Origin of the sequence: uncultured Microbacterium sp. (genome assembly GCF_963524805.1) — a bacterium.
GTDB lineage: Bacteria > Actinomycetota > Actinomycetes > Actinomycetales > Microbacteriaceae > Microbacterium.
In genome coordinates this window covers 743,100-762,513 of the sequence record NZ_CAURGG010000001.1, presented here as the reverse complement: position 1 = coordinate 762,513, position 19,414 = coordinate 743,100, and the positions used below count along the sequence as shown (strand labels likewise).

At 70.3% G+C, this 19,414-nt stretch carries 20 protein-coding genes and 1 tRNA gene; 18 read left to right on the top strand and 3 right to left on the bottom strand.

The genetic code is table 11. From position 1 onward, the window contains the following. The first annotated feature begins 7 nt into the window (after positions 1-7). The 14 genes from RWQ91_RS03745 to RWQ91_RS03680 all read left to right on the top strand — a co-directional run bounded on the left by RWQ91_RS03745 (position 8) and on the right by RWQ91_RS03680 (position 14,528). Positions 8-823 (top strand): TlyA family RNA methyltransferase, encoded by an 816-nt coding sequence (locus RWQ91_RS03745; RefSeq protein ID WP_314502680.1) that lies wholly within the window; start codon positions 8-10, stop codon positions 821-823. Then, positions 820-1,764, top strand: coding sequence for an NAD kinase (locus RWQ91_RS03740; RefSeq protein WP_314502679.1), 945 nt, complete (start codon positions 820-822; stop codon positions 1,762-1,764). The genes RWQ91_RS03745 and RWQ91_RS03740 overlap by 4 nt, the downstream gene beginning before the upstream one ends. Further along, positions 1,761-3,452 (top strand): DNA repair protein RecN, encoded by a 1,692-nt coding sequence (gene recN, locus RWQ91_RS03735; RefSeq protein ID WP_314502678.1) that lies wholly within the window; start codon positions 1,761-1,763, stop codon positions 3,450-3,452. The genes RWQ91_RS03740 and recN overlap by 4 nt, the downstream gene beginning before the upstream one ends. A gap of 14 nt (positions 3,453-3,466) precedes the next feature. Next, positions 3,467-5,158, top strand: a complete 1,692-nt coding sequence (locus RWQ91_RS03730; protein ID WP_314502677.1) for a CTP synthase — start codon at positions 3,467-3,469, stop codon at positions 5,156-5,158. Beyond that, positions 5,151-5,744, top strand: coding sequence for an NUDIX hydrolase (locus RWQ91_RS03725; RefSeq protein ID WP_314502676.1), 594 nt, complete (start codon positions 5,151-5,153; stop codon positions 5,742-5,744). Before RWQ91_RS03730 ends, RWQ91_RS03725 begins: the two co-directional genes overlap by 8 nt. A gap of 1 nt (position 5,745) precedes the next feature. Further along, the gene (gene xerD / locus RWQ91_RS03720; RefSeq protein ID WP_314502675.1) at positions 5,746-6,669 is read left to right on the top strand and encodes a site-specific tyrosine recombinase XerD; all 924 of its coding nucleotides are present in this window, start codon (positions 5,746-5,748) and stop codon (positions 6,667-6,669) included. Between the two features lie 257 nt (positions 6,670-6,926). Beyond that, the gene (locus tag RWQ91_RS03715; RefSeq protein WP_314502932.1) at positions 6,927-7,760 is read left to right on the top strand and encodes a ParA family protein; all 834 of its coding nucleotides are present in this window, start codon (positions 6,927-6,929) and stop codon (positions 7,758-7,760) included. Continuing rightward, entirely contained in the window at positions 7,744-8,610 is an 867-nt protein-coding gene (locus tag RWQ91_RS03710) for a ScpA family protein (RefSeq protein WP_314502674.1), read from the top strand. Before RWQ91_RS03715 ends, RWQ91_RS03710 begins: the two co-directional genes overlap by 17 nt. Next, positions 8,600-9,193 carry an SMC-Scp complex subunit ScpB gene (gene scpB, locus RWQ91_RS03705; RefSeq protein WP_314502673.1) on the top strand — a complete coding sequence of 198 codons (594 nt, stop codon included), beginning with the start codon at positions 8,600-8,602 and terminating at the stop codon, positions 9,191-9,193. Before RWQ91_RS03710 ends, scpB begins: the two co-directional genes overlap by 11 nt. After that, a complete protein-coding gene (locus tag RWQ91_RS03700; RefSeq protein WP_314502672.1) occupies positions 9,190-10,026 on the top strand; it encodes a pseudouridine synthase in 837 nt (278 codons plus the stop codon). Before scpB ends, RWQ91_RS03700 begins: the two co-directional genes overlap by 4 nt. Positions 10,027-10,090: 64 nt before the next feature. After that, positions 10,091-11,224 (top strand): prephenate dehydrogenase, encoded by a 1,134-nt coding sequence (locus RWQ91_RS03695; protein WP_314502671.1) that lies wholly within the window; start codon positions 10,091-10,093, stop codon positions 11,222-11,224. Further along, positions 11,217-11,936 (top strand): (d)CMP kinase, encoded by a 720-nt coding sequence (gene cmk, locus RWQ91_RS03690; RefSeq protein WP_314502670.1) that lies wholly within the window; start codon positions 11,217-11,219, stop codon positions 11,934-11,936. Before RWQ91_RS03695 ends, cmk begins: the two co-directional genes overlap by 8 nt. Next, positions 11,926-13,449 (top strand): ribosome biogenesis GTPase Der, encoded by a 1,524-nt coding sequence (gene der, locus RWQ91_RS03685; RefSeq protein ID WP_314502669.1) that lies wholly within the window; start codon positions 11,926-11,928, stop codon positions 13,447-13,449. The genes cmk and der overlap by 11 nt, the downstream gene beginning before the upstream one ends. A 176-nt stretch (positions 13,450-13,625) precedes the next feature. Next, positions 13,626-14,528 carry an NUDIX hydrolase gene (locus tag RWQ91_RS03680; protein ID WP_314502668.1) on the top strand — a complete coding sequence of 301 codons (903 nt, stop codon included), beginning with the start codon at positions 13,626-13,628 and terminating at the stop codon, positions 14,526-14,528. A gap of 93 nt (positions 14,529-14,621) precedes the next feature. On the opposite strand, the gene RWQ91_RS03675 is transcribed toward RWQ91_RS03680, so the two are convergent. Together RWQ91_RS03675 and RWQ91_RS03670 are read right to left on the bottom strand one after the other, a co-directional pair. After that, positions 14,622-15,014 (bottom strand): RNA-binding S4 domain-containing protein, encoded by a 393-nt coding sequence (locus RWQ91_RS03675; RefSeq protein ID WP_314502667.1) that lies wholly within the window; start codon positions 15,012-15,014, stop codon positions 14,622-14,624. After that, positions 15,011-15,691, bottom strand: coding sequence for a lysoplasmalogenase (locus RWQ91_RS03670; protein ID WP_314502666.1), 681 nt, complete (start codon positions 15,689-15,691; stop codon positions 15,011-15,013). Before RWQ91_RS03670 ends, RWQ91_RS03675 begins: the two co-directional genes overlap by 4 nt. 39 nt (positions 15,692-15,730) lie before the next feature. On the opposite strand from RWQ91_RS03670, the gene RWQ91_RS03665 reads away from it, so the two are divergent. Next, entirely contained in the window at positions 15,731-16,921 is a 1,191-nt protein-coding gene (locus RWQ91_RS03665) for a low temperature requirement protein A (RefSeq protein ID WP_314502665.1), read from the top strand. Here the strand turns inward: RWQ91_RS03665 and RWQ91_RS03660 are convergent, their stop codons facing one another. Continuing rightward, positions 16,922-17,509 (bottom strand): GNAT family N-acetyltransferase, encoded by a 588-nt coding sequence (locus RWQ91_RS03660; protein WP_314502664.1) that lies wholly within the window; start codon positions 17,507-17,509, stop codon positions 16,922-16,924. A gap of 120 nt (positions 17,510-17,629) precedes the next feature. Here RWQ91_RS03660 and RWQ91_RS03655 point away from each other — a divergent pair. From RWQ91_RS03655 to RWQ91_RS03645, 3 genes are all read left to right on the top strand, one after another. Next, a tRNA-Pro gene (locus tag RWQ91_RS03655) sits at positions 17,630-17,706 on the top strand. 115 nt (positions 17,707-17,821) lie between these two features. Then, positions 17,822-18,391, top strand: coding sequence for a mismatch-specific DNA-glycosylase (locus RWQ91_RS03650; RefSeq protein WP_314502663.1), 570 nt, complete (start codon positions 17,822-17,824; stop codon positions 18,389-18,391). Positions 18,392-18,478: 87 nt separating this feature from the next. Then, positions 18,479-19,414 (top strand): L,D-transpeptidase family protein, encoded by a 936-nt coding sequence (locus tag RWQ91_RS03645; RefSeq protein ID WP_314502662.1) that lies wholly within the window; start codon positions 18,479-18,481, stop codon positions 19,412-19,414.

Below are 19,414 nucleotides of genomic sequence, written 5' to 3'. Positions count from 1 at the left end.
CCTTCTCGTGAGCATGCGGCTGGATGCGGCACTCCCGGCCCGCGGACTCGCCCGCTCGCGCACCCATGCCGCGGGTCTGATCGCGGATGGCCTCGTGACCGTCGATGGCAGGCCGGTGGTCAAATCCTCCGCGCAGGTCTCCGACGACGCGCGCATCGAAGTCGCGGCGACCGATCACTACGTCAGCCGTGCCGCGCACAAGCTCATCGCGGGACTCGACGCGTTCGGAATCGACCCGGCGGGTCGGATCGCGCTGGACATGGGCGCCTCGACCGGCGGCTTCACCCAGGTGCTGCGCGAGCGCGGCGCCGAACCGGTGATCGCGGTCGATGTCGGACACGGGCAGCTCGCGGCATCCATCGCAGGCGACTCCGGCGTCATCGCTATCGAGGGATTCAACGTCCGCTACATGACGCCCGTGATCCTCGCCGCCGAGAGCGGCGTCAGCGCACCGCCGCAGGTGATCACGGGTGACCTCTCGTTCATCTCCCTCTCGCTCGTGCTGCCCGCGGCACGGGCGGTGGCCGCTCCCGACGCCGATCTGGTCCTCCTGGTCAAGCCGCAGTTCGAAGTCGGCCGGACCGCCGTCAAGGGCGGACTGGTGACCGATCCCGCGTCTCGCTCGGATGCGGTCGCAGGCGTGCTGTGGTCGGCGTGGGATGCCGGCCTGGGAACCCACGGAGTGATCGCTTCGCCGATCGCGGGAACCCACGGCAACGCCGAGTTCATCGCGCACTTCCGACTCCGGGCCGACGGCGCCGTGGCCGAAGGCAATCCGACAGAATGGTTGAGCACCGTGAACCGACTGACGGGAAGTAGATGACCGACGCCGAACGCAACATCCTGGTCGTCGTGCACGCACGGCGCGACGATACGGTCGCTGCCGCGCAGCGCGTCGTCTCGGCACTGCGGGACGCCGGCGCGCGACCGGTGCTCTCCCGCGACGACCGGGACGAACTCGGCGATGCGCTCGCGCTGCTCGGCGAGGTCGCCACGCTGGGAGTGGATGTGGCTGTCGATGATGTCGAGCTGGCGATCGTCCTCGGCGGCGACGGCAGCATCCTGCGCGCTGCCGAGCTGGTGCGCGACGGCACCGCGCCGGTGCTGGGCATCAACATGGGACACGTCGGGTTCCTGGCCGAGATCGAGCGTGACGACATGGATGACGCGGTGCGACGTGCCATCGCCCGCGACTATGCCGTCGAAGAGCGTCTGGCGCTTCAGGTGCGGGTCAAAGATTCCGCCGACGCTGTGCTGTACGAGACCTGGGCGCTGAACGAGGCGACCGTCGAGAAGGCCAGCCGCGAGCGCATGCTCGAGGTCGTGATCGAGATCGACGGGCGTCCGCTGTCCTCGTTCGGCTGCGACGGGGTCGTGGTCTCGACTCCGACCGGCTCCACCGCCTACAACTTCTCGGCCGGCGGTCCCGTGATCTGGCCCACCGTGCAGGCGATCGCCGTCGTGCCGCTGTCGGCGCACGCGCTGTTCGCCAAGCCTCTGGTGGTCGGCCCCGATCACGCGGTCGCCATCGAAGTGCTCGAGCGCACGAACGGCACCGGCGTGCTGTGGTGCGACGGGCGGCGCTCCCACGATCTGCCCCCCGGCGCACGTGTGGTCGTGCGGCGCTCGGAGCGCCCGGTGCGGCTGGCTCGCCTGCATCAGGCCGCGTTCACCGACCGGCTCGTCCGCAAGTTCCGACTCCCCGTGGAAGGATGGCGTGGTCCCACCCCGCTGACGACGGGCGTGATCGGCCAGGCTCCGTGATCGAGGAGATGCGCCTGCGCGATCTCGGCGTCATCGCGGAGGCCACGCTGCCCATCGGGTCCGGCTTCACGGCGATCACCGGTGAGACCGGCGCCGGCAAGACCATGGTCGTCACGGGGCTGGGCCTGCTGCTCGGTCAGCGCGCCGATTCCGGCGCCGTCCGTGCCGGCGCCGGCCAGGCCGCCGTCGACGGCGTGTGGATCGTCCCCGAGCACGGTCCGGTCGCCGATCGCGTGCGCGAGGCAGGCGGTGAACTCGAACCCCTGGGCGGCGGACTCGCTGAGCTGCTGGTCGGCAGATCGCTCACCAGCGAGGGCCGCAGCCGGGCGAGCGTGGGCGGGCGGGCAGCGCCCGCCGGCGTCCTCGCCGACCTGGCCGATGACCTGGTCGTCGTGCACGGGCAGTCCGACCAGCTGCGCCTGCGCACCGCCGGTGCCCAGCGCGATGCGCTCGATCGATTCGGCGGCGCATCCCTGGCAGCCGCTCTCGCGACCTACCGATCGACGTACGAGCGGTCTCGCGCACTGACACACGAACTCCGACGACTGACCGAGGATCGCGATGCCCGCGCGCGGGAAGCCGAACAGCTGCGGGTGGCGATCGCCGAGATCGAGGAAGTCGCTCCGCAGCCCGGCGAAGACACGGAGCTCGCGGTGCGCGCGGAGCGACTCGCGAACGCGGAGGAGCTGCGGGCGGCGGCCGCGACCGCACACGATCTGCTCTCCGGCGACGGCGATGCCCCCGATGCCGGCCTGCTCCTGGCCGAGGCGCGTCGTGCGCTCGAGCGCGGCCACGATCCGGTCCTCGACGGCCTGGCCGGCCAGGTCGCCGACCTGGGCTACCGCGTCGCCGACGTCGCCCAGTCGCTCGCCGGATATCTCGCCGATCTCGATGAAACGGGGCCGCGCGAGCTCGCCGTCGTCGAAGAGCGTCGCGCGGTGCTGGGCGGTCTGATCCGCACCCACGGGTCGGTGGATGCCGCCCTCAATCTTCTCGAGACCGGTTCGGCGCGGCTGCTCGAACTCGACGACGACGGCGCGCGGATCGAGCGGCTCACGGCCGAGCGCGAGGCCGCGGCATCCGCCCTCGACCTCGACGCTGCCGCCCTCACGGGCGCCCGCGCGGCGGCGGCGGAGCAACTCGGCGCAGCCGTCACCGAAGAGCTGCATGCGCTGGCGATGCCCGATGCCCGCGTGGTCGTCTCCGTCAGTCCCGGTGCGGAGTCGGCGAGCGGGCGCGACGACATCGCGATCCTGCTCGCGCCGCACCCGGGCTCGGAGGCACGGCCGGTCGCCCGGAGCGCCTCCGGCGGTGAGCTGAGCCGCGTCATGCTCGCGATCGAGGTTGTGATCGCCGCCGTGGATCCCGTGCCGACGTTCGTGTTCGATGAAGTGGATGCCGGCATCGGGGGTGCCGCCGCGATCGAGGTCGGCCGGCGCCTCGAGCGCCTCTCGCGATCCTCGCAGGTGATCGCGGTCACCCACCTGGCTCAAGTCGCCGCGTTCGCCAACAACCACCTGTCGGTCGTCAAGGCCAGCGATGGGTCGGTCACGGCCTCCGACGTGCGGCGGCTCGAGGGTGCCGATCGCGAGGCGGAGATGGCGCGCCTGCTGTCCGGGATGCCGGATTCGGATGCCGCTCTCACCCACGCGCGCGAGCTGCTGGGCCTTCGGACGCAGTCGGACTGATAGGATAAAAGCCCGTGGCGGAAACTCATACGGCGGACACTCAGAACGGCACTACGCGGCACATCTTCGTGACCGGTGGTGTCGTTTCTTCATTGGGCAAGGGACTCACGGCGGCGAGCCTGGGCAATCTGCTCACGGCGCGCGGGCTGCGCGTCGTCATGCAGAAGCTCGATCCCTATCTCAACGTCGACCCGGGGACGATGAACCCGTTCCAGCACGGCGAGGTCTTCGTGACCGACGATGGCGCCGAGACCGACCTCGACATCGGGCATTACGAGCGCTTCCTGGACATCGAGCTGAGCCAGGCGGCCAACGTCACTACGGGGCAGATCTATTCGCAGGTCATCGCCCGCGAGCGCCGCGGCGAATACCTCGGCGACACGGTCCAGGTGATTCCGCACATCACGGACGAGATCAAGCGGCGCATGCGCCTCCAGGCCGATGAGTCCCCGAAGCCCGACGTCATCATCACCGAGATCGGCGGCACGGTGGGCGATATCGAGTCGCAGCCGTTCATCGAGTCCGCTCGCCAGATCCGTCACGAGCTGGGCCGCCAGAACGTCTTCTTCGTGCACGTGTCGCTCGTGCCCTTCATGGGTGCGTCGGGCGAGCAGAAGACCAAGCCCACGCAGCACTCGGTCGCCGCACTGCGCTCGATCGGCATCCAGCCCGACGCCCTCGTGCTGCGCAGCGACCGCCCCGTCACCGAGTCGAACAAGCGCAAGATCGCGCTCATGTGCGACGTGGATGAGGACGCCGTCGTGAACGCCATCGACGTGTCCAGCATCTACGAGATCCCGACGATGCTCCACGAGCAGGGGCTCGACGAGTACATCGTCCGATCGCTTGGCCTCGGCAAAGCGGCCCAGGTGGACTGGTCGCGCTGGGATCGCGTGCTGAAGGCTGTGCACAACCCCAAGCACGAAGTGACGATCGGTCTGGTCGGCAAGTACATCGACCTGCCGGATGCGTACCTCTCGGTCACCGAGGCGCTCAAGGCCGGCGGCTTCGCGCATGAGACGCACGTCACGATCACCTGGATCCCCTCCGACCTGTGCGAGACGCCGGAGGGCGCCGCCAAGGCGCTCGGCGGCGTGGACGGCATCGTCGTGCCGGGCGGTTTCGGCATCCGTGGGATCGAGGGAAAGCTCGGTGCGCTGCGATTCGCGCGCGAGCAGGGCATCCCGACCCTGGGACTGTGCCTGGGCCTGCAGTGCATGGTGATCGAGTACGCGCGCCACGTTGCCGGCATCGAGGACGCCTCCAGCACCGAATTCGATCCCGACACCACGAATCCCGTGATCGCCACAATGGCCGAGCAGGTCGCGATCATCGCCGGGGGAGACCTGGGCGGCACGATGCGGCTGGGCATGTATCCGGCGGAGTTGGCGGAAGGCTCGCTCGCCCGGGAGCTGTACGGCGCCTCCCGCGTCGACGAGCGGCACCGTCACCGGTACGAGGTCAACAACGGCTACCGCGATGCGCTCTCCAGCGCCGGCCTGTTCTTCTCGGGCCTCTCGCCCGACCGCAACCTGGTCGAGTACGTCGAGTTGCCGCGCGAGGTGCACCCGTACTACATCGCCACGCAGGCTCACCCCGAGCTGCGCTCGCGTCCGACCGATCCGCATCCCCTCTTCCGCGGGCTCGTCGGCGCCGCCCTCGAGCGTCACCGCGCGAGCGAGCTGTTCGACGTCGAAAATGGCTGAGGTCGGTTCCGGCGGCGAAGAGCTGCGGGATGAGCCGCTCGATGCCGAGGTGCTGCAGAGCGAGCTCGTGTACTCCGGAGCGGTGTGGGATGTCCGCAGCGACACCGTGCGCTACGGCGACGGCGAGATGGTCCGGCAGTACGTCGACCACCCCGGCGCGGCGGCGATCGTCGCCCTGGACGACCAGCAGCGTGTCCTGCTGATCCAGCAGTACCGGCATCCGATCCGCCATCGCGACTGGGAGATCCCGGCCGGCCTTCTGGACATCGCGGGGGAGTCGCCGCTTCAGACCGCCCAGCGCGAGCTCGTCGAGGAGGCCGACCTGCGCGCCGCCGGCTGGGAGCCCCTGCTCAGCATCTTCACCACGCCGGGCGGCAACGACGAAGTCGTGCACCTCTTCCTCGCCCGCGACCTGTCGCCGGTGGGTTCCGCCCATGCCCGGGAGGCCGAGGAGGCCGACATCCGCGTGCAGTGGGTGCCCCTCGACGAAGCGGTCGCGGGAGTGCTGGAAGGACGGCTGCGCAACGGCATCCTGGCGGTCGGTCTGCTCGCCGCCGCGGAACGACTGCGGCGCTCGGGGCACTGACGTGCAGCTCGACCGGGCGGTGGACGCGTATCTGCGTCACGTCTCGATCGAGCGAGGACTGTCCGAGCACACGGTCGCCGCGTATCGGCGGGACCTCGCCGGCTACGTGGACTGGCTCGCCGAGCACGGCATCCGTGATTCGAACGAGGTGACCCCGGCTCTCGTCGCCGAATTCGCCGCAGAGCGCGCATCGAGCGAGCCGCCGCCGGCGGCTTCGAGCCTCGCCCGGCTGCAGTCGTCGGTGCGGGGACTGCATCGCTACCTGGCGCGCGAGGGCATAGAGCCGGCCGACCCGACTGGCCGGCTGCGTCCACCGAAGGCCGCGCGTCGGCTGCCGAAGGCGCTCACGATCGATCAGGTGGAGCAGCTGCTGGATGCCGCGGGGCCGGCCTCCGGCACCGCCGATGCCGGCGACCTGATCGGACTGCGGGATCGTGCGCTCCTCGAGCTGCTGTACGCCACCGGCGCCCGGGTCTCGGAGGTGGTCCAGCTCGACGTCGACGACCTGGCCCCCGGGGAGGTCGTGCGGGTGCGCGGCAAGGGCTCCAAGGAGCGGATCATCCCGGTCGGCTCATACGCCCGGACAGCACTGCAGGCCTACCTCACCCGTTCCCGTCCCGAGCTCTCGCGTCGCGGACGCGCCACACCCCGCCTCTTCCTCGGTGCGCGAGGCGCGCCCCTGTCGCGGCAGAGCGCCTGGCTCGTGATCCAGAACGCGGCCGAGCGCGCGCAGCTGACCGCGCACGTCTCACCCCACACCCTGCGCCACTCGTTCGCGACCCACCTGCTCCAGGGCGGTGCGGACGTCCGTGTCGTCCAGGAGCTCCTCGGGCACGCCTCGGTCGCGACGACCCAGATCTACACCCATGTGTCGGTGGATGCGCTCCGCGACGTCTACGCGACCTCGCACCCGCGGGCGCGCTGAGCCGCGGCATCCACTTCTCATCCGCGGCGATCGGCCGCTCCGGCGCTCCTCGGAACGGCGGGATGCCGCAACTCGAGCTCGTCGGCGCGGAGAACGCCCGCTCACGCCGCGAGGCGACGGGGCCAGCGCGGGGGCCGTGGCTAGAATCGACGGAGCACGACGTGAAGGTGGGAGACCGGGTGGCTGGCAGCGCGACGAAGGGGACGGTCCCGAAGAAGCGGGCACCCTCGCCGAAGGCGGATGAGGATGCCGTGACGATGGGTCCGACGGGCCGTCCGTATCACGGGTTTCCGACGCCTCCCAAGCTCAACGGCCACGGCCCTGCGCGCATCATCGCCCTGTGCAACCAGAAGGGCGGCGTGGGCAAGACCACCACGACGATCAACCTCGCGGCTGCTCTGGCCCAGTACGGACGCAAGGTGCTGGCGGTCGACTTCGACCCGCAGGGTGCGCTGTCGGCCGGGCTCGGCATCCAGACGCACGACGTGCCCACGATCTACGACCTGCTGCTGGACACCAAGCGCGACCCGCGCGAGGTCATCGTGCACAGCGCAGTCGAGGGCCTGGACATCCTGCCGGCCAACATCGACCTGTCCGCCGCCGAGGTGCACCTGGTCAACGAGGTCGCCCGCGAGACGATCCTCGCCCGCGTGCTGCGCAAGGTGACGGCGGACTACGACGTGATCCTCATCGATTGCCAGCCCTCGCTAGGGCTGCTGACAGTCAACGCCCTCACGGCCAGCCACGGTGTCGTGATCCCGCTGGAGTGCGAGTTCTTCGCGCTGCGCGGTGTCGCGCTGCTGATCGAGACGATCGACAAGGTGCGCGACCGCCTCAACCCGACGATCGAACTCGACGGGGTGCTCGCGACCATGTACGACCCGCGCACGCTGCACTCCCGCGAAGTGCTCGAGCGCGTGGTCGAGGCGTTCGGCGACGATGTGCTCGAGACCGTGATCGGCCGCACCGTGAAATTCCCCGATGCATCGGTGTCGGGCATGCCCATCACCGAATTCGCGCCCGAGCACGCGGCCGCCCAGGCGTACCTGCGGCTGGCGCGGGAGCTGGTCGCGCGTGGTGCCGTCGCCTGACGAGCCGACCTTCGGCGTCGTCGAAGAATCAGCCGTCGCCGCGGGCGCTGAGGAACCGGTCGAGGACCAGCCCGGCTTCCGCGTCTCGCTCGGCGTCTTCGACGGACCGTTCGACCTGCTGCTGACCCTGCTCTCCAAGCACGAGCTCGACATCACCGAGGTGTCCCTCAGCAGGGTCACGCACGAGTTCATCGCCTACCTGCACGAACTGGACGCCGACGAGGAGATGGACCAGGCCTCCGAGTTCCTGGTCATCGCCGCGACGCTCCTGGACATGAAGGTGGCGGGACTCCTGCCGCAGGGCGAGCTCGTCGACGCCGAGTCCGTGGCGCTGCTCGAGGCCCGGGACCTGCTGTTCGCCCGCCTGCTGCAGTACCGCGCCTTCAAGGAGGTCTCGGGGTGGTTCGCCACTCGATTGCGCGCCGAAGACCTTCGGCACACCCGGGCGGTGCGGCTCGACGAGAAGTACCGGCAGGCCGTGCCCGAGCTGGTCTGGACCCTGAGCCTCGACGACTTTGCGGCCCTGGCGATCCTCGCGATGACCCCGAAGGAGATCCCGCACGTCGGGCTGGATCACCTGCACGCGCCGCTGGTCAGCATCCGAGAGCAGGCGGCGATCGTTGTGACGCTGCTGCGGGATGCCGGATCCCTGAGCTTCCGGGAGCTCGTCGCGGGTGCGACCCAGCCGGGCGTGGTCGTGGCTCGCTTCCTGTCGGTGCTCGAGCTGTACCGGCACGCCGCGCTGTCGTTCGAACAGCTCGAGCCGCTCGGAGAACTGACCCTGCGCTGGACCGCCGATCGGTGGTCCGATGAGAACCTTGCGAGTCTGGGAGCAGATTATGACCGATGACCCGGGAACTGCGAGCTCAGGAACCCCCCCTGACGTCGCGAGACGTCTGGAGGCGATCCTGCTGATCGTCGAAGAACCCCAGAGCCTCGTGAGCCTGGCCACCGCGGTGGGCGCTCCGGTGCCGGCGGTGCGGCAGGCGATCGAGGGACTCGTCGAGGACTACGACGGGCGCGCGGGCGGACCGCGGCGCGGCTTCGAGCTGCGCGAGGTGGGCGGCGGATGGCGGCTGTACGTGCGCGAGGAGCACGACGACCTCGTCACCGAATTCGTGAACACCCAGGCTCCGTCGCGCCTGTCGCAGGCGGCGCTGGAGACGCTCGCGGTGATCGCGTACAAGCAGCCGGTGACGCGCGGGCAGGTCGCCTCGATCCGCGCGGTCAACGTGGACTCCGTCGTTCGGACGCTGCTAGCCCGGGGCCTGATCACCGAGCAGTTCACCGACGCCGAGACCGGCGCGATCCACTACGGCACGACGGATGCGCTGCTGGTGAACCTCGGCATCAACTCGCTCGACGAGCTGCCGCACATCTCCCCGCTGCTGGATGACGGCGCCGACGGCTTCGACGAGATGCTGCGCGCATGACCGACGACTTCTCGCCGGTCCCCGAGCCCGTCGAAGGGCCTGCCGCCGCCCGCTCCACCGACGGTGTGCGGCTGCAGAAGGTGCTCGCCAACGCCGGCGTCGCCTCGCGTCGAGTGGCCGAGAACCTCATCGTAGAGGGGCGCGTCCGCGTGAACGGCGTCGTCGTGACCGAGCTCGGTTCGCGCATCGACCCCGAGGTCGATCTCGTCGATGTCGACGGCACCGCGATCCAGCTCGATGAGACCAAGCGGTACGTCATCCTCAACAAGCCCCGGGGGGTGGTCAGCTCGATGCGCGACGAGCGCGGCAGGCCCGACCTGCGGGAGTTCACGGCCGAGTGGGACGAGCGGCTCTACAACGTCGGTCGCTTGGATGCCGACACCAGCGGCCTGCTCGTGCTCACGAACGACGGCGAGCTCGCCCACGTGCTCGCTCACCCCTCGTTCGGTGTGACGAAGGTGTACGTCGCGAAGGTCGAGGGCAAGGTGACCGCTCAGACGGTCGCCACGCTGACGCGGGGGATCGAGCTCGAGGACGGACCCATCGCGGCCGACAAGGCACGGCTGCTCTCCAGTTCGGACCAGGGCGGCGGATCGCTCCTGGAGCTGACCCTGCACTCCGGACGCAACCGCATCGTTCGGCGCATGATGGCGGCCGTCGGTCACCCCGTGATCGAGCTCGTCAGACGGCAGTTCGGCCCGCTGCACCTGGGAACCCTCCCAGTGGGGCGGGCGCGCGAGTTGACTAAGGTGGAACGCGGCGCTCTGCTGACGCTCGCGCGCGGCGCGGCCCACGAGCCGCCGCCCGCGGTCCACGACCCGAGCGAGAGCTAGCGCCGCCGGCGCGCGAGAGCTGCGCGGACGACAGCACCGCCGCAGGACACCACCAGGAGACCGAGTGAGCGAATCGACGGGCACGCACACGCGTGCCGCGAGTCCGCTCGCCGCGCGCGTGCGGGGCACCGTCCGCATCGTCGGTGCGGGGCTGCTGGGTTCCAGCATCGGGCACGCGCTGACGGCCCGAGGCGTCGATGTCGTCCTCGACGACACCTCGCCCTCGCAGCTGCGCCTCGCCGTCGACTACGGCGCCGGCCGTCGCCCGGCCGACCGGGACGACCCTGCCCTGATCGTCGTGGCCGTGCCTCCGGACGTGACCGCCGACGTGATCGAACGCGAACTCGCCCGGCATCCGAACGCCGTCGTCACCGACGTCGCGAGCGTCAAGCTCGAGCCGCTGCGCGAGCTGCGGGAACGCGGCGTCGACCTGACGCGGTACATCGGCTCCCACCCCCTCGCGGGCCGCGAGCGCGGCGGTGCCATCTCGGCACGCGCCGACATCTTCGTCGGCCGGCCCTGGGTCGTCTGCCGCGACGCGGAGACTTCCGCCGCCGATCTGGCGCTCGTGGAAGGCCTCGCTCTCGAGCTCGGCGCGACACCGCTCGAGATGACGCCCGAAGACCACGACCGCGCGGTCGCCCTCGTCTCGCATGTTCCGCAGCTGGTCGCGAGCCTGCTCGCCGGACGGTTCGTCGACGCGCCGGACGGCTCATTGCAGCTCGCGGGACAGGGCGTGCGCGACACGACCCGCATCGCAGCATCCGCCCCCGAACTGTGGGTGCAGATCCTCGGCGCGAACTCCGAGCCCGTCGTCGATGTGCTGGATGCCCTTGCCGCCGACCTCACCGTGGTCGCCGCAGCGCTGCGCGACCCGGATGCGGCCGGTTCCCGCCGTGCCGTCGCCGACACGATCCGGCGCGGAAACGACGGCGTCGAGCGGCTCCCCGGCAAGCACGGCCAGAACCGGCGCTTCGAGCAGGTCGTCGTCATGGTCGATGACACTCCGGGACAGCTCGGGCGCCTGTTCGGCGAGCTCGGCGAGCTCGAGGTCAACGTCGAGGACCTGCGCCTGGAGCATTCACCCGGCGCGCAGTTCGGCCTCGCCGAGATCAGCGTCATCCCGAGTGCGGTGCGCCGGGCCGTGGACGGCCTCTCCTCGCGCGGCTGGAAGATTGCGAGCACCACGAATGACTAGCCCGACCCTCACCCCGATCGAGGACACCACGGTGATCGCGATCGACGGACCGGCCGGCAGCGGCAAATCCAGCGTCTCCAAGCAGGTCGCCCGCCGCCTCGGCTTCGGCTACCTCGACACCGGCGCCGCGTACCGAGCGCTCGCGTGGCATGCACTCGCGCACGGCGCGGACACGTCGGATTCCACGGCGGTCCTCGACGTCGCCGGCGACTTCGACTACGCGATCTCGCTGGATCCCGACCACTACTGGGTGCGCGTGGGCGCCACGGACGTCACCGAGGCGATCCGCGAACCGCGCGTCACCGACGCCGTGAGCGGCGTCGCCCGGGTTCCCGCGGTGCGGCGGTCGGTGAACGCGCTGTTCCGCACACTCGTGGCGGAGTCCGATCGTCCCGGTGTGGTCGTCGAAGGACGCGACATCACCACAGTCGTCACCCCGGACGCGCCGGTGCGCATCCTCCTCACCGCCGATCCGGCCGTCCGGGCCGCCCGTCGCAGCGCGGAACTGACCGGACACGACGCGGGCGCCGTCGCCGACGCTCTGCACCGCCGTGACGCGCAGGACTCCACCGTGGTCGACTTCCTCACCGCCGCACCCGGCGTGCAGGTCGTCGATTCCTCGGACCTCGACTTCGACCAGACCGTGGATGCCGTCCTCGACGTCGTCCGCACGGTCGTACCCCCACAGACAGGAGCCCCGCATGGGCGCTGACGAAGAATACGAAGGCGGCGACGACAAGATCGCCGAGGCCATGGCCGACCTCGATGAGGATCTCGCCGAAGCGCGGGCGGACACGCTGCGCGCGAGCCTCTCGGACTACGAGCTCGACGACGAAGATGCCGAGCTGCTCTCGGGCATCACGCTCGGCGAGCACGGCGTCGAGTACTCGCCGGCCCTTCCGGTGGTCGCAATCGTGGGGCGTCCGAACGTCGGCAAGTCCGCGCTCGTGAACCGCATCCTCGGCCGGCGCGAAGCGGTCGTCGAGGACACGCCCGGGGTCACCCGGGACCGCGTCACCTATAAGGCCGAGTGGATGGACCGCCGCTTCACGGTGGTCGACACCGGCGGGTGGGAGCCCGACGCACGGGGCATCGACGCCTCGGTCGCCGCTCAGGCCGAGATCGCGATCGAGCTGTGCGATGTCGTGCTGTTCGTCGTCGATGCGATGGTGGGGGCGACCTCCACCGACGAGCACGTCGTCAAGCTGCTGCGCAAGAGCGGCAAGCCGGTCTTCCTCGTCGCGAACAAGGTCGACGACGCACGCCACGAGCCCGAAGCCGCCGTCCTGTGGGGGCTCGGGCTCGGTGAGCCGTACCCCGTCTCGGCGATCCACGGGCGCGGTGTGGCCGACCTGCTCGACGAGATCATGAAGGTGCTTCCCTCGGTCTCGGCGGTCGCCAAGCAGGAGATCGGCGGGCCCCGACGCGTCGCGATCCTCGGACGACCCAACGTGGGAAAGTCGTCGCTGCTGAACAAGGCGGCCGGTGAAGAGCGGGTCGTCGTGAACGACCTCGCCGGCACGACCCGCGACCCCGTCGACGAGATCGTCGACCTCGGAGGGCGCCTCTGGCGGTTCGTCGACACCGCCGGCATCCGCCGTCGTGTGCACCTGCAGCAGGGTGCGGACTTCTACGCCTCGCTGCGCACCTCCGCCGCCCTCGAGAAGGCCGAGGTCGCCGTCGTCGTGATCGATGTGAGCGAGCAGATCAGCGAGCAGGACGTGCGGATCATCGACCTCGTGCTCGAGTCGGGGCGCGCTCTGGTGCTCGCCTTCAACAAGTGGGACCGCCTGAACGACGACGACCTCGAGAACGCCGATCGCCGCCGGTACCTCGAGCGCGAGATCGAGCAGGACCTCGCACACGTGGCCTGGGCGCCGCGCGTGAACATCTCGGCGCGCACGGGCCGGCACCTCGAGCGTCTGGTCCCGGCACTGGAGACCGCGCTGGATTCGTGGGACACCCGCATCCCGACCGGCAAGTTCAACGCGTTCCTGTCGGAACTGGTCGCCGAGCACCCGCACCCGTTGCGCGGTGGCAAGCAGCCGCGCATCCTGTTCGGCACGCAGGCCTCCACGCGTCCGCCGACGTTCGTGCTGTTCACGACCGGCTTCCTCGACCCGGGTTACCGTCGGTTCATCCAGCGGCGCCTGCGCGAGATCTGGGGCTTCGAGGGCACGCCGATCGTCGTGAACATGCGCGTGCGGGAGAAGCGCACCCGCTAGTCACCCGTCTGCCCGCCCGGGTTTCCAGCCTGCGGAAAGCCCGGCCCGTCACGGCGGCGCGCCGCACGCCGCCGCCGTGTCCCGGCGTGTCCGGTGACCGGCCGGGCTTTCGGCAATCGGGACGGCCGAGTGTTGGATCGCGACCCGCGGGCATGGGCGTGTGACAGGGTGGGATGGTGAGCATCCAGCCCCCCGTCCCCGGCGGACCGCCGCGCCCGCTCGGGCCGCGGGATCCCGGCGATGCCTGGGTCGAGGGTCCCGACGGCGACCGGCACTGGGGCGTGTTCGGCGCGGCCGGGCTGCTCGCGGTCGACGCCGACCGCGGCGTGCTCCTGCAGCATCGCGTCTCGTGGTCGCACCACGGCGACACCTGGGCTCTGCCCGGCGGAGCGCGGCACGAGGGGGAATCGGCGTGCGACGGCGCGTTGCGCGAGTCGGCCGAGGAGGCCGGGGTGCCGGAAGGATCGGTGCGGCCTCGGCTGCTGAGCGTGCTCGACCTGGGCTACTGGACCTATACGACGCTCGTCGCCGACGTCACGCATCCGTTCACGCCGACCATCAGCGACCCTGAGAGCCGCGAACTCGCCTGGATCCCGCCGGGCGAAGTCGAGGACAAGCCGCTGCACCCGGGGTTCGCGTCATCGTGGATGAAGCTGCAGCCCCTGCTCGGCATCCGGCCCGCCGTGGTCGTGGATGCGGCGAACGTCGTCGGCTCCGTCCCCGACGGATGGTGGCACGATCGCCCCGCCGCGGCCCGACGCCTCATCGCCCGCATCGGGCGGCTCACCGCGGACGGCGTCCCGGCCGAGGCGCTCAGCCTTCCCGAACACAGCTGGTTCCCCGAGTGGAGTGTGGTCGTCGAGGGGCAGGCGCGCGATGCGGGCGACGGCGTGGACGGCATCGAGATCGTTCGGGCTCCGGCATCCGGTGACGATGCGATCGTCGCCGAAACCGTGCGGCTCGTGGATGCCGGCCGCACCGTCTCGGTCGTCACGAGTGACCGCGAGCTGGGTCGACGGGTGACGGATGCCGGAGCCACGGCGCGCGGGACCCGCTGGCTGCTGGATCAGCTCGACTGAGTCATTGGGCGCCGGTCGCAGGACCGAGTGTGACGGCAGTGACCAGTGTGACCGCCGGGGCGGCAGTTTCCCGCTCCGCCCTGCGACCGGCCGCTAGAGACCGATGTCCGAGCCGTCCGCGTCGCGTCCGCGGAGGCGGTCGATGTCGCGCCGCTCGCGTTTGGTCGGGCGTCCGGCGCCCCGGTCGCGCATCGGGACGAACGCCCGCTCTTCGCGCGGAAGCGGCGGCGGCGTCTTGTCCTCCACCGCGGCCGCAGCCGGCACCGCGCCCACGCGCTTGGAGATCGGCTCCTTGACGATCAAGATGCGGTCGAATCCGGCGATCCGCACACGCAGCTCGTCACCCGGGCGCACGGGTTGGGCCGCCTTCGCGCGCTCGCCGTTGACCCGCACATGCCCCGCGCGGCATGCCGTCGTCGCCGCCGACCGGGTCTTGTACACGCGCACCGCCCAGAGCCAGGCATCCACCCGAGCAGTGCCGGTCATGCGGCCACCCGCACCGCGGCAGAGCGTGCCTCTTGCAGCCGGTCGGACACGATGACTCCCGCGGCGATGAGACCCTGGCCCAGGCAGTAGGTGAGCATGACGAGCGGGCTCGTCCAGTCCGGCATGGCGTCGGGCGTGAAGAGGCGGAACGCCAGGATGGTGTCGGACGCGAGGAAGAAAGCCCCACCCGCGGCGACGAGGGGATGGCAGCGGGATGCCGCGACCGCCGTGCCGCCGAGCACCAGTCCGTACACCGCGACGGCGAGAAGCAGCGAACCGAGGCTCGGCCACAGGATCGCCAGCAGCGCGACCCACCACACGCCGTAGACGACGGCCCACATCGGCACGCGGCGAACCGGGATGCGGCGCCAGAAGATCCAGATGTAGCAGAGGTGGGCGAGCCCGAAGAAGAGCAGCATCATGGGCACGGTCGGAGCGGCCGGGAAGAACGTGCCGGCGCTGTCGCCGAGCCACGAGAAGGCGATCGCGACGAACAGCAGCATGTAAGTGCCGCCCCAGCGCGACCCGCGTCCGCCCCACAGGACGGCCACCACGAGCAGCGGCATGAGCCACAGCTTCGTCGGCGCCGCGACCGCCTCGGCACCGGCCGCGAGGGCGATGACGTGGATGACGGAGACCACCGCGTAGGGCGCGAAGCCGAGCAGGATCCGGCGCATGATTCTCCTCTTCGAGCGGGCGGGCACCATAATCGTCGCATGACCGACGTGCTCGCCCGGATCGGCCTTCGCCGCATGACCGCCCGCGACACGACCGAGCCCCATCGCGTGGCGACGCCTCTGGAGTTGCTGTTCGATCTGGTCTTCGTCGTCGCGGTGTCGCAGGCATCGCAGAACCTGCATCACCTGATCAGCGACGACCACGTCGGCCAGGGCGTCCTCTCCTACCTGATGGTCTTCTTCGCCATCTGGTGGGCGTGGATGAACTTCACCTGGTTCGCCTCGGCGTTCGACACGGATGACTGGCTGTACCGGGTGATGACCATCGTGCAGATGGCGGGCGTGCTCGTGCTCGCCGCCGGTGTGCACGCCGCGATGGTCGATTTCGACTACCTCATCGTCACGTGGGGATACGTCATCATGCGGCTTGCGATGGTGGCGCAGTGGCTGAGGGCGGCGGCATCCGACCCCGAGGCGAGACCCACCGCGGTGCGCTTCGCCATCGGCATCACCATCGTGCAGGCGCTCTGGCTCGCGCGCGTCTATCTGCTCGATGACCAATGGCAGCTGTGGACCTTCTTCGCACTCGTCGCGGCCGAACTCGCCGTGCCGGTGTGGGCGGAGGCCCGCCGGCGCACGAGCTGGCACCCGCATCACATCGCGGAGCGGTTCGGACTGTTCACCCTGCTGCTGTTGGGCGAGAGCCTGCTCGCGTCGGCGAACGCCATGATCGATGCCCTCGGCGAGGGCGAGCACATTCCGGAGCTGATCGGCCTCGCCGCGTGCGGACTGGTGGTGACCGCCGGCATGTGGTGGCTGTACTTCGCACGCGAACAGCACGGGCGGCTGGGCAGCCTCCGGTCGGGCTTCACCTTCGGCTACCTGCACTACGTGATCTTCGCGTCGGCCGGTGCCGTCTCGGCCGGGGTCGAGGTCGAGATCGACGCCATCACCGGGCACACCGAGGTCTCGCATGACGTCGCCGGGCTCGCCCTGACCCTGCCGATCGCGCTGTTCGTCCTGAGCGCGTGGGCGATTCTGCTGCGGCCGACCCTGTCGCATGCGGTGTCGGCATCCGTCGTCGTCGGAGCCGTCGCGATCGCCGCGAGTGGGCTGCTGCCGATCGGCGAGTATGTCGTCTCGGCGCTGCTGCTGGTCGCGATCGTGGCGGTGCTGGAGAGGGATGCCGCGCGGCGAGGACTCAGCGCGGAGCCGGCCAGAACGATCTGATCACGACGCGAGCTCGAGCGCCACGATCACCCGCCCGGGCTCAGGGCGGGCGATCTCCGCGAAGCCGGCGGCTTCGAACACCGAGAGCACACCGTGGTACAGCTCGTTCGCGGAAGTCTTCGCGACCGCGGTGTCGATGGGATAGGCCTCGACGATGCGGGCGCCGCTCTCACGTGCGTGCGCGACGGCTGCCTGCAGCAACCGCGTGGTGAGCCCTATGCCGCGATGCTCGCGACGCACGACGAAGCACGACACCGCCCAGACCGATGGATCGTCCAGGCTCGTCGGGGTGTGGGCGGCGATGTCCCTGGTGCGTCCGATCCGCACCTGTTTCCCGCGGGGACCGACGCGCACCCAGCCTGCCGCTTCGCCGTCGACGTAGGCGATGAGCGCGGGCGAGACGGTGTCGCTGCGAAGCTCGTCATGCAGCCGCTCGCGTCGCTCTTCGACCGGCATCTTCTGGAACTGCACGTTCGGCACCATCCACCACTGGCACTGGCACGAGCGGCCGTCACCGCCGCCGGTGAGGGCGTGCTCGGCGTCGTCGAACCGGTCGGCGGTCGCGGGGGCGATCACGATCTCTGCCATTCTGTGACGCTACCGCCGGGTCTGGACACGGGGAAGGGACGACGGGATGCTGCTCTGCAGCGTCGTTCGCGGGGCTCGCGGCGACCCGGTAGGATAGGGGAGTTGTCCGCGTGCGGGCATCGGGATGTGGCGCAGCTTGGTAGCGCACTTGACTGGGGGTCAAGGGGTCGCAGGTTCAAATCCTGTCATCCCGACCACATACGAAGAAGGACCGGCCGCGAGGCCGGTCCTTCTTCGTATTGGATCGAGATGGCCGTTGCAGTGAGCAGGTTTCAGGCGGTCCCGCGCCGCCGGGGGCGGCAGACTCGACTCATGGGATTCACCCGCGCCGAGTTGGAGAAGTACCGCGACGTCACGGTGCCTGATCTCATGCCGCCGCATCCGGTGCTCGTCTTCATCGGGATCAACCCCGGGCTGTGGACGGCAGCCACCGGCGTGCACTTCGCGCATCCCGGCAACCGCTTCTATCCTGCGCTGGTGCGGGCGGGTGTCATTCCCCGGAGCCCCGTGATCACCGATTCGGGGATCTCGGATGCCGACCGGCAGATGTTCCTGGATGCCAGGATCGGCATCTCCAGCCTCGTGCCTCGCGCCACCGCCCGCGCTGACGAGTTGTCTCGCGCAGAGCTGCGGGAGGGTGCTCAGCGGCAGGAAGACCGCATGGCGGAACTCGCGCCGCGCGTCGCCGCGGTCGTCGGATTGACCGCGTATCGGCAGGGTTTCGACCGACCCCGGGCTGGAAGCGGCCGGCAGGACGAGACGCTCGGCGGAGCGGAGCTCTGGGTCGTGCCCAACCCGAGCGGGTTGAATGCGCATGACACCGTGGCGACGCTCGCGGAGGCGTACGCAGGCCCGGCCCGAGCGGCGGGACTGATCGCGTAAGGGTATCGAGCACTCCCAGCCGTCGAGCCAGCCGGGCGCAGCAGCGCTCGACTTGCGGCATCCGGTTCGTGCCCCGACCATGGGGACATGGAGAACGGTCAGAGCTCCACCTCGAAGCCGCCCACCGCGCGGCGGATGATCCTGTGGATCGTGGCCGGGATCGCGTCGCTCGCAGCGATCGCGATCATCGTCTGGATGCTGCAACCTGTCGAGCCGCCGGCATCCGCCTCCCGTCCTACCGCCACACCGACCGCGAGTGCCACGCCGTCAGCCGCGCCTTCGGCCACGCCGACCCCGACGCCGGAGCCGATTGCGGCCAATACCGCGAACTACGACCCGTCCACCCTGCCGCAGGTGGACGTCTTCTCGGTCATCGCCGGCCTCCCGGTCGACGACGACCCCTACGGCGCGCTGACGGGTGAGGCCGCTCGGCCGCTGGCGGCAGGCGCCCCGGTGTTCGCCGATCCTTCGGGCGAACCTGTTGCGTTCCTGCCGCGCGACCTGCAGTTCGACGGCTCCACGGCCCCGATCATCGTGCGCGAGCAGAGCTGGGTGCGGGTGCTGCTCGTCGGCCGGCAGGCCTATCCATCGCAGGGGAGCCCGGCGCAGGTCACGGGGTGGCTGCGCGCTCAGGACGTCGAGATCACGGGACTCGACGCGACAGTCGAAGTCAGCATCTCCGGCCGCACGATCGACATCGTGCGCGGGGGAGTGGCCGAGCGCATCGCCACGGACTTCGGCTCGGGTGCCGCCGAGACCCCGACGCCCGTGGGGCGCACCTACATCATGACCACCCGGGTCGAGCCGTCATTCGGATACACGCGCGGCTACCCCCTGGTCTACCTGGCAGTGCAGTCGCCGACGCTGGACGGCTTCGCCGGGGCGAATGTTGCCGTGACGGCTTTTCACTATCATGACGAGCGATCCGGGCCGATCTCCAACGGTTGCCTGCGCGTCGATCCGGCGGCGATCGAACGACTCGCCCAGCTTCCGCTGGGCACACCCGTCATCGTCCGCCCATGA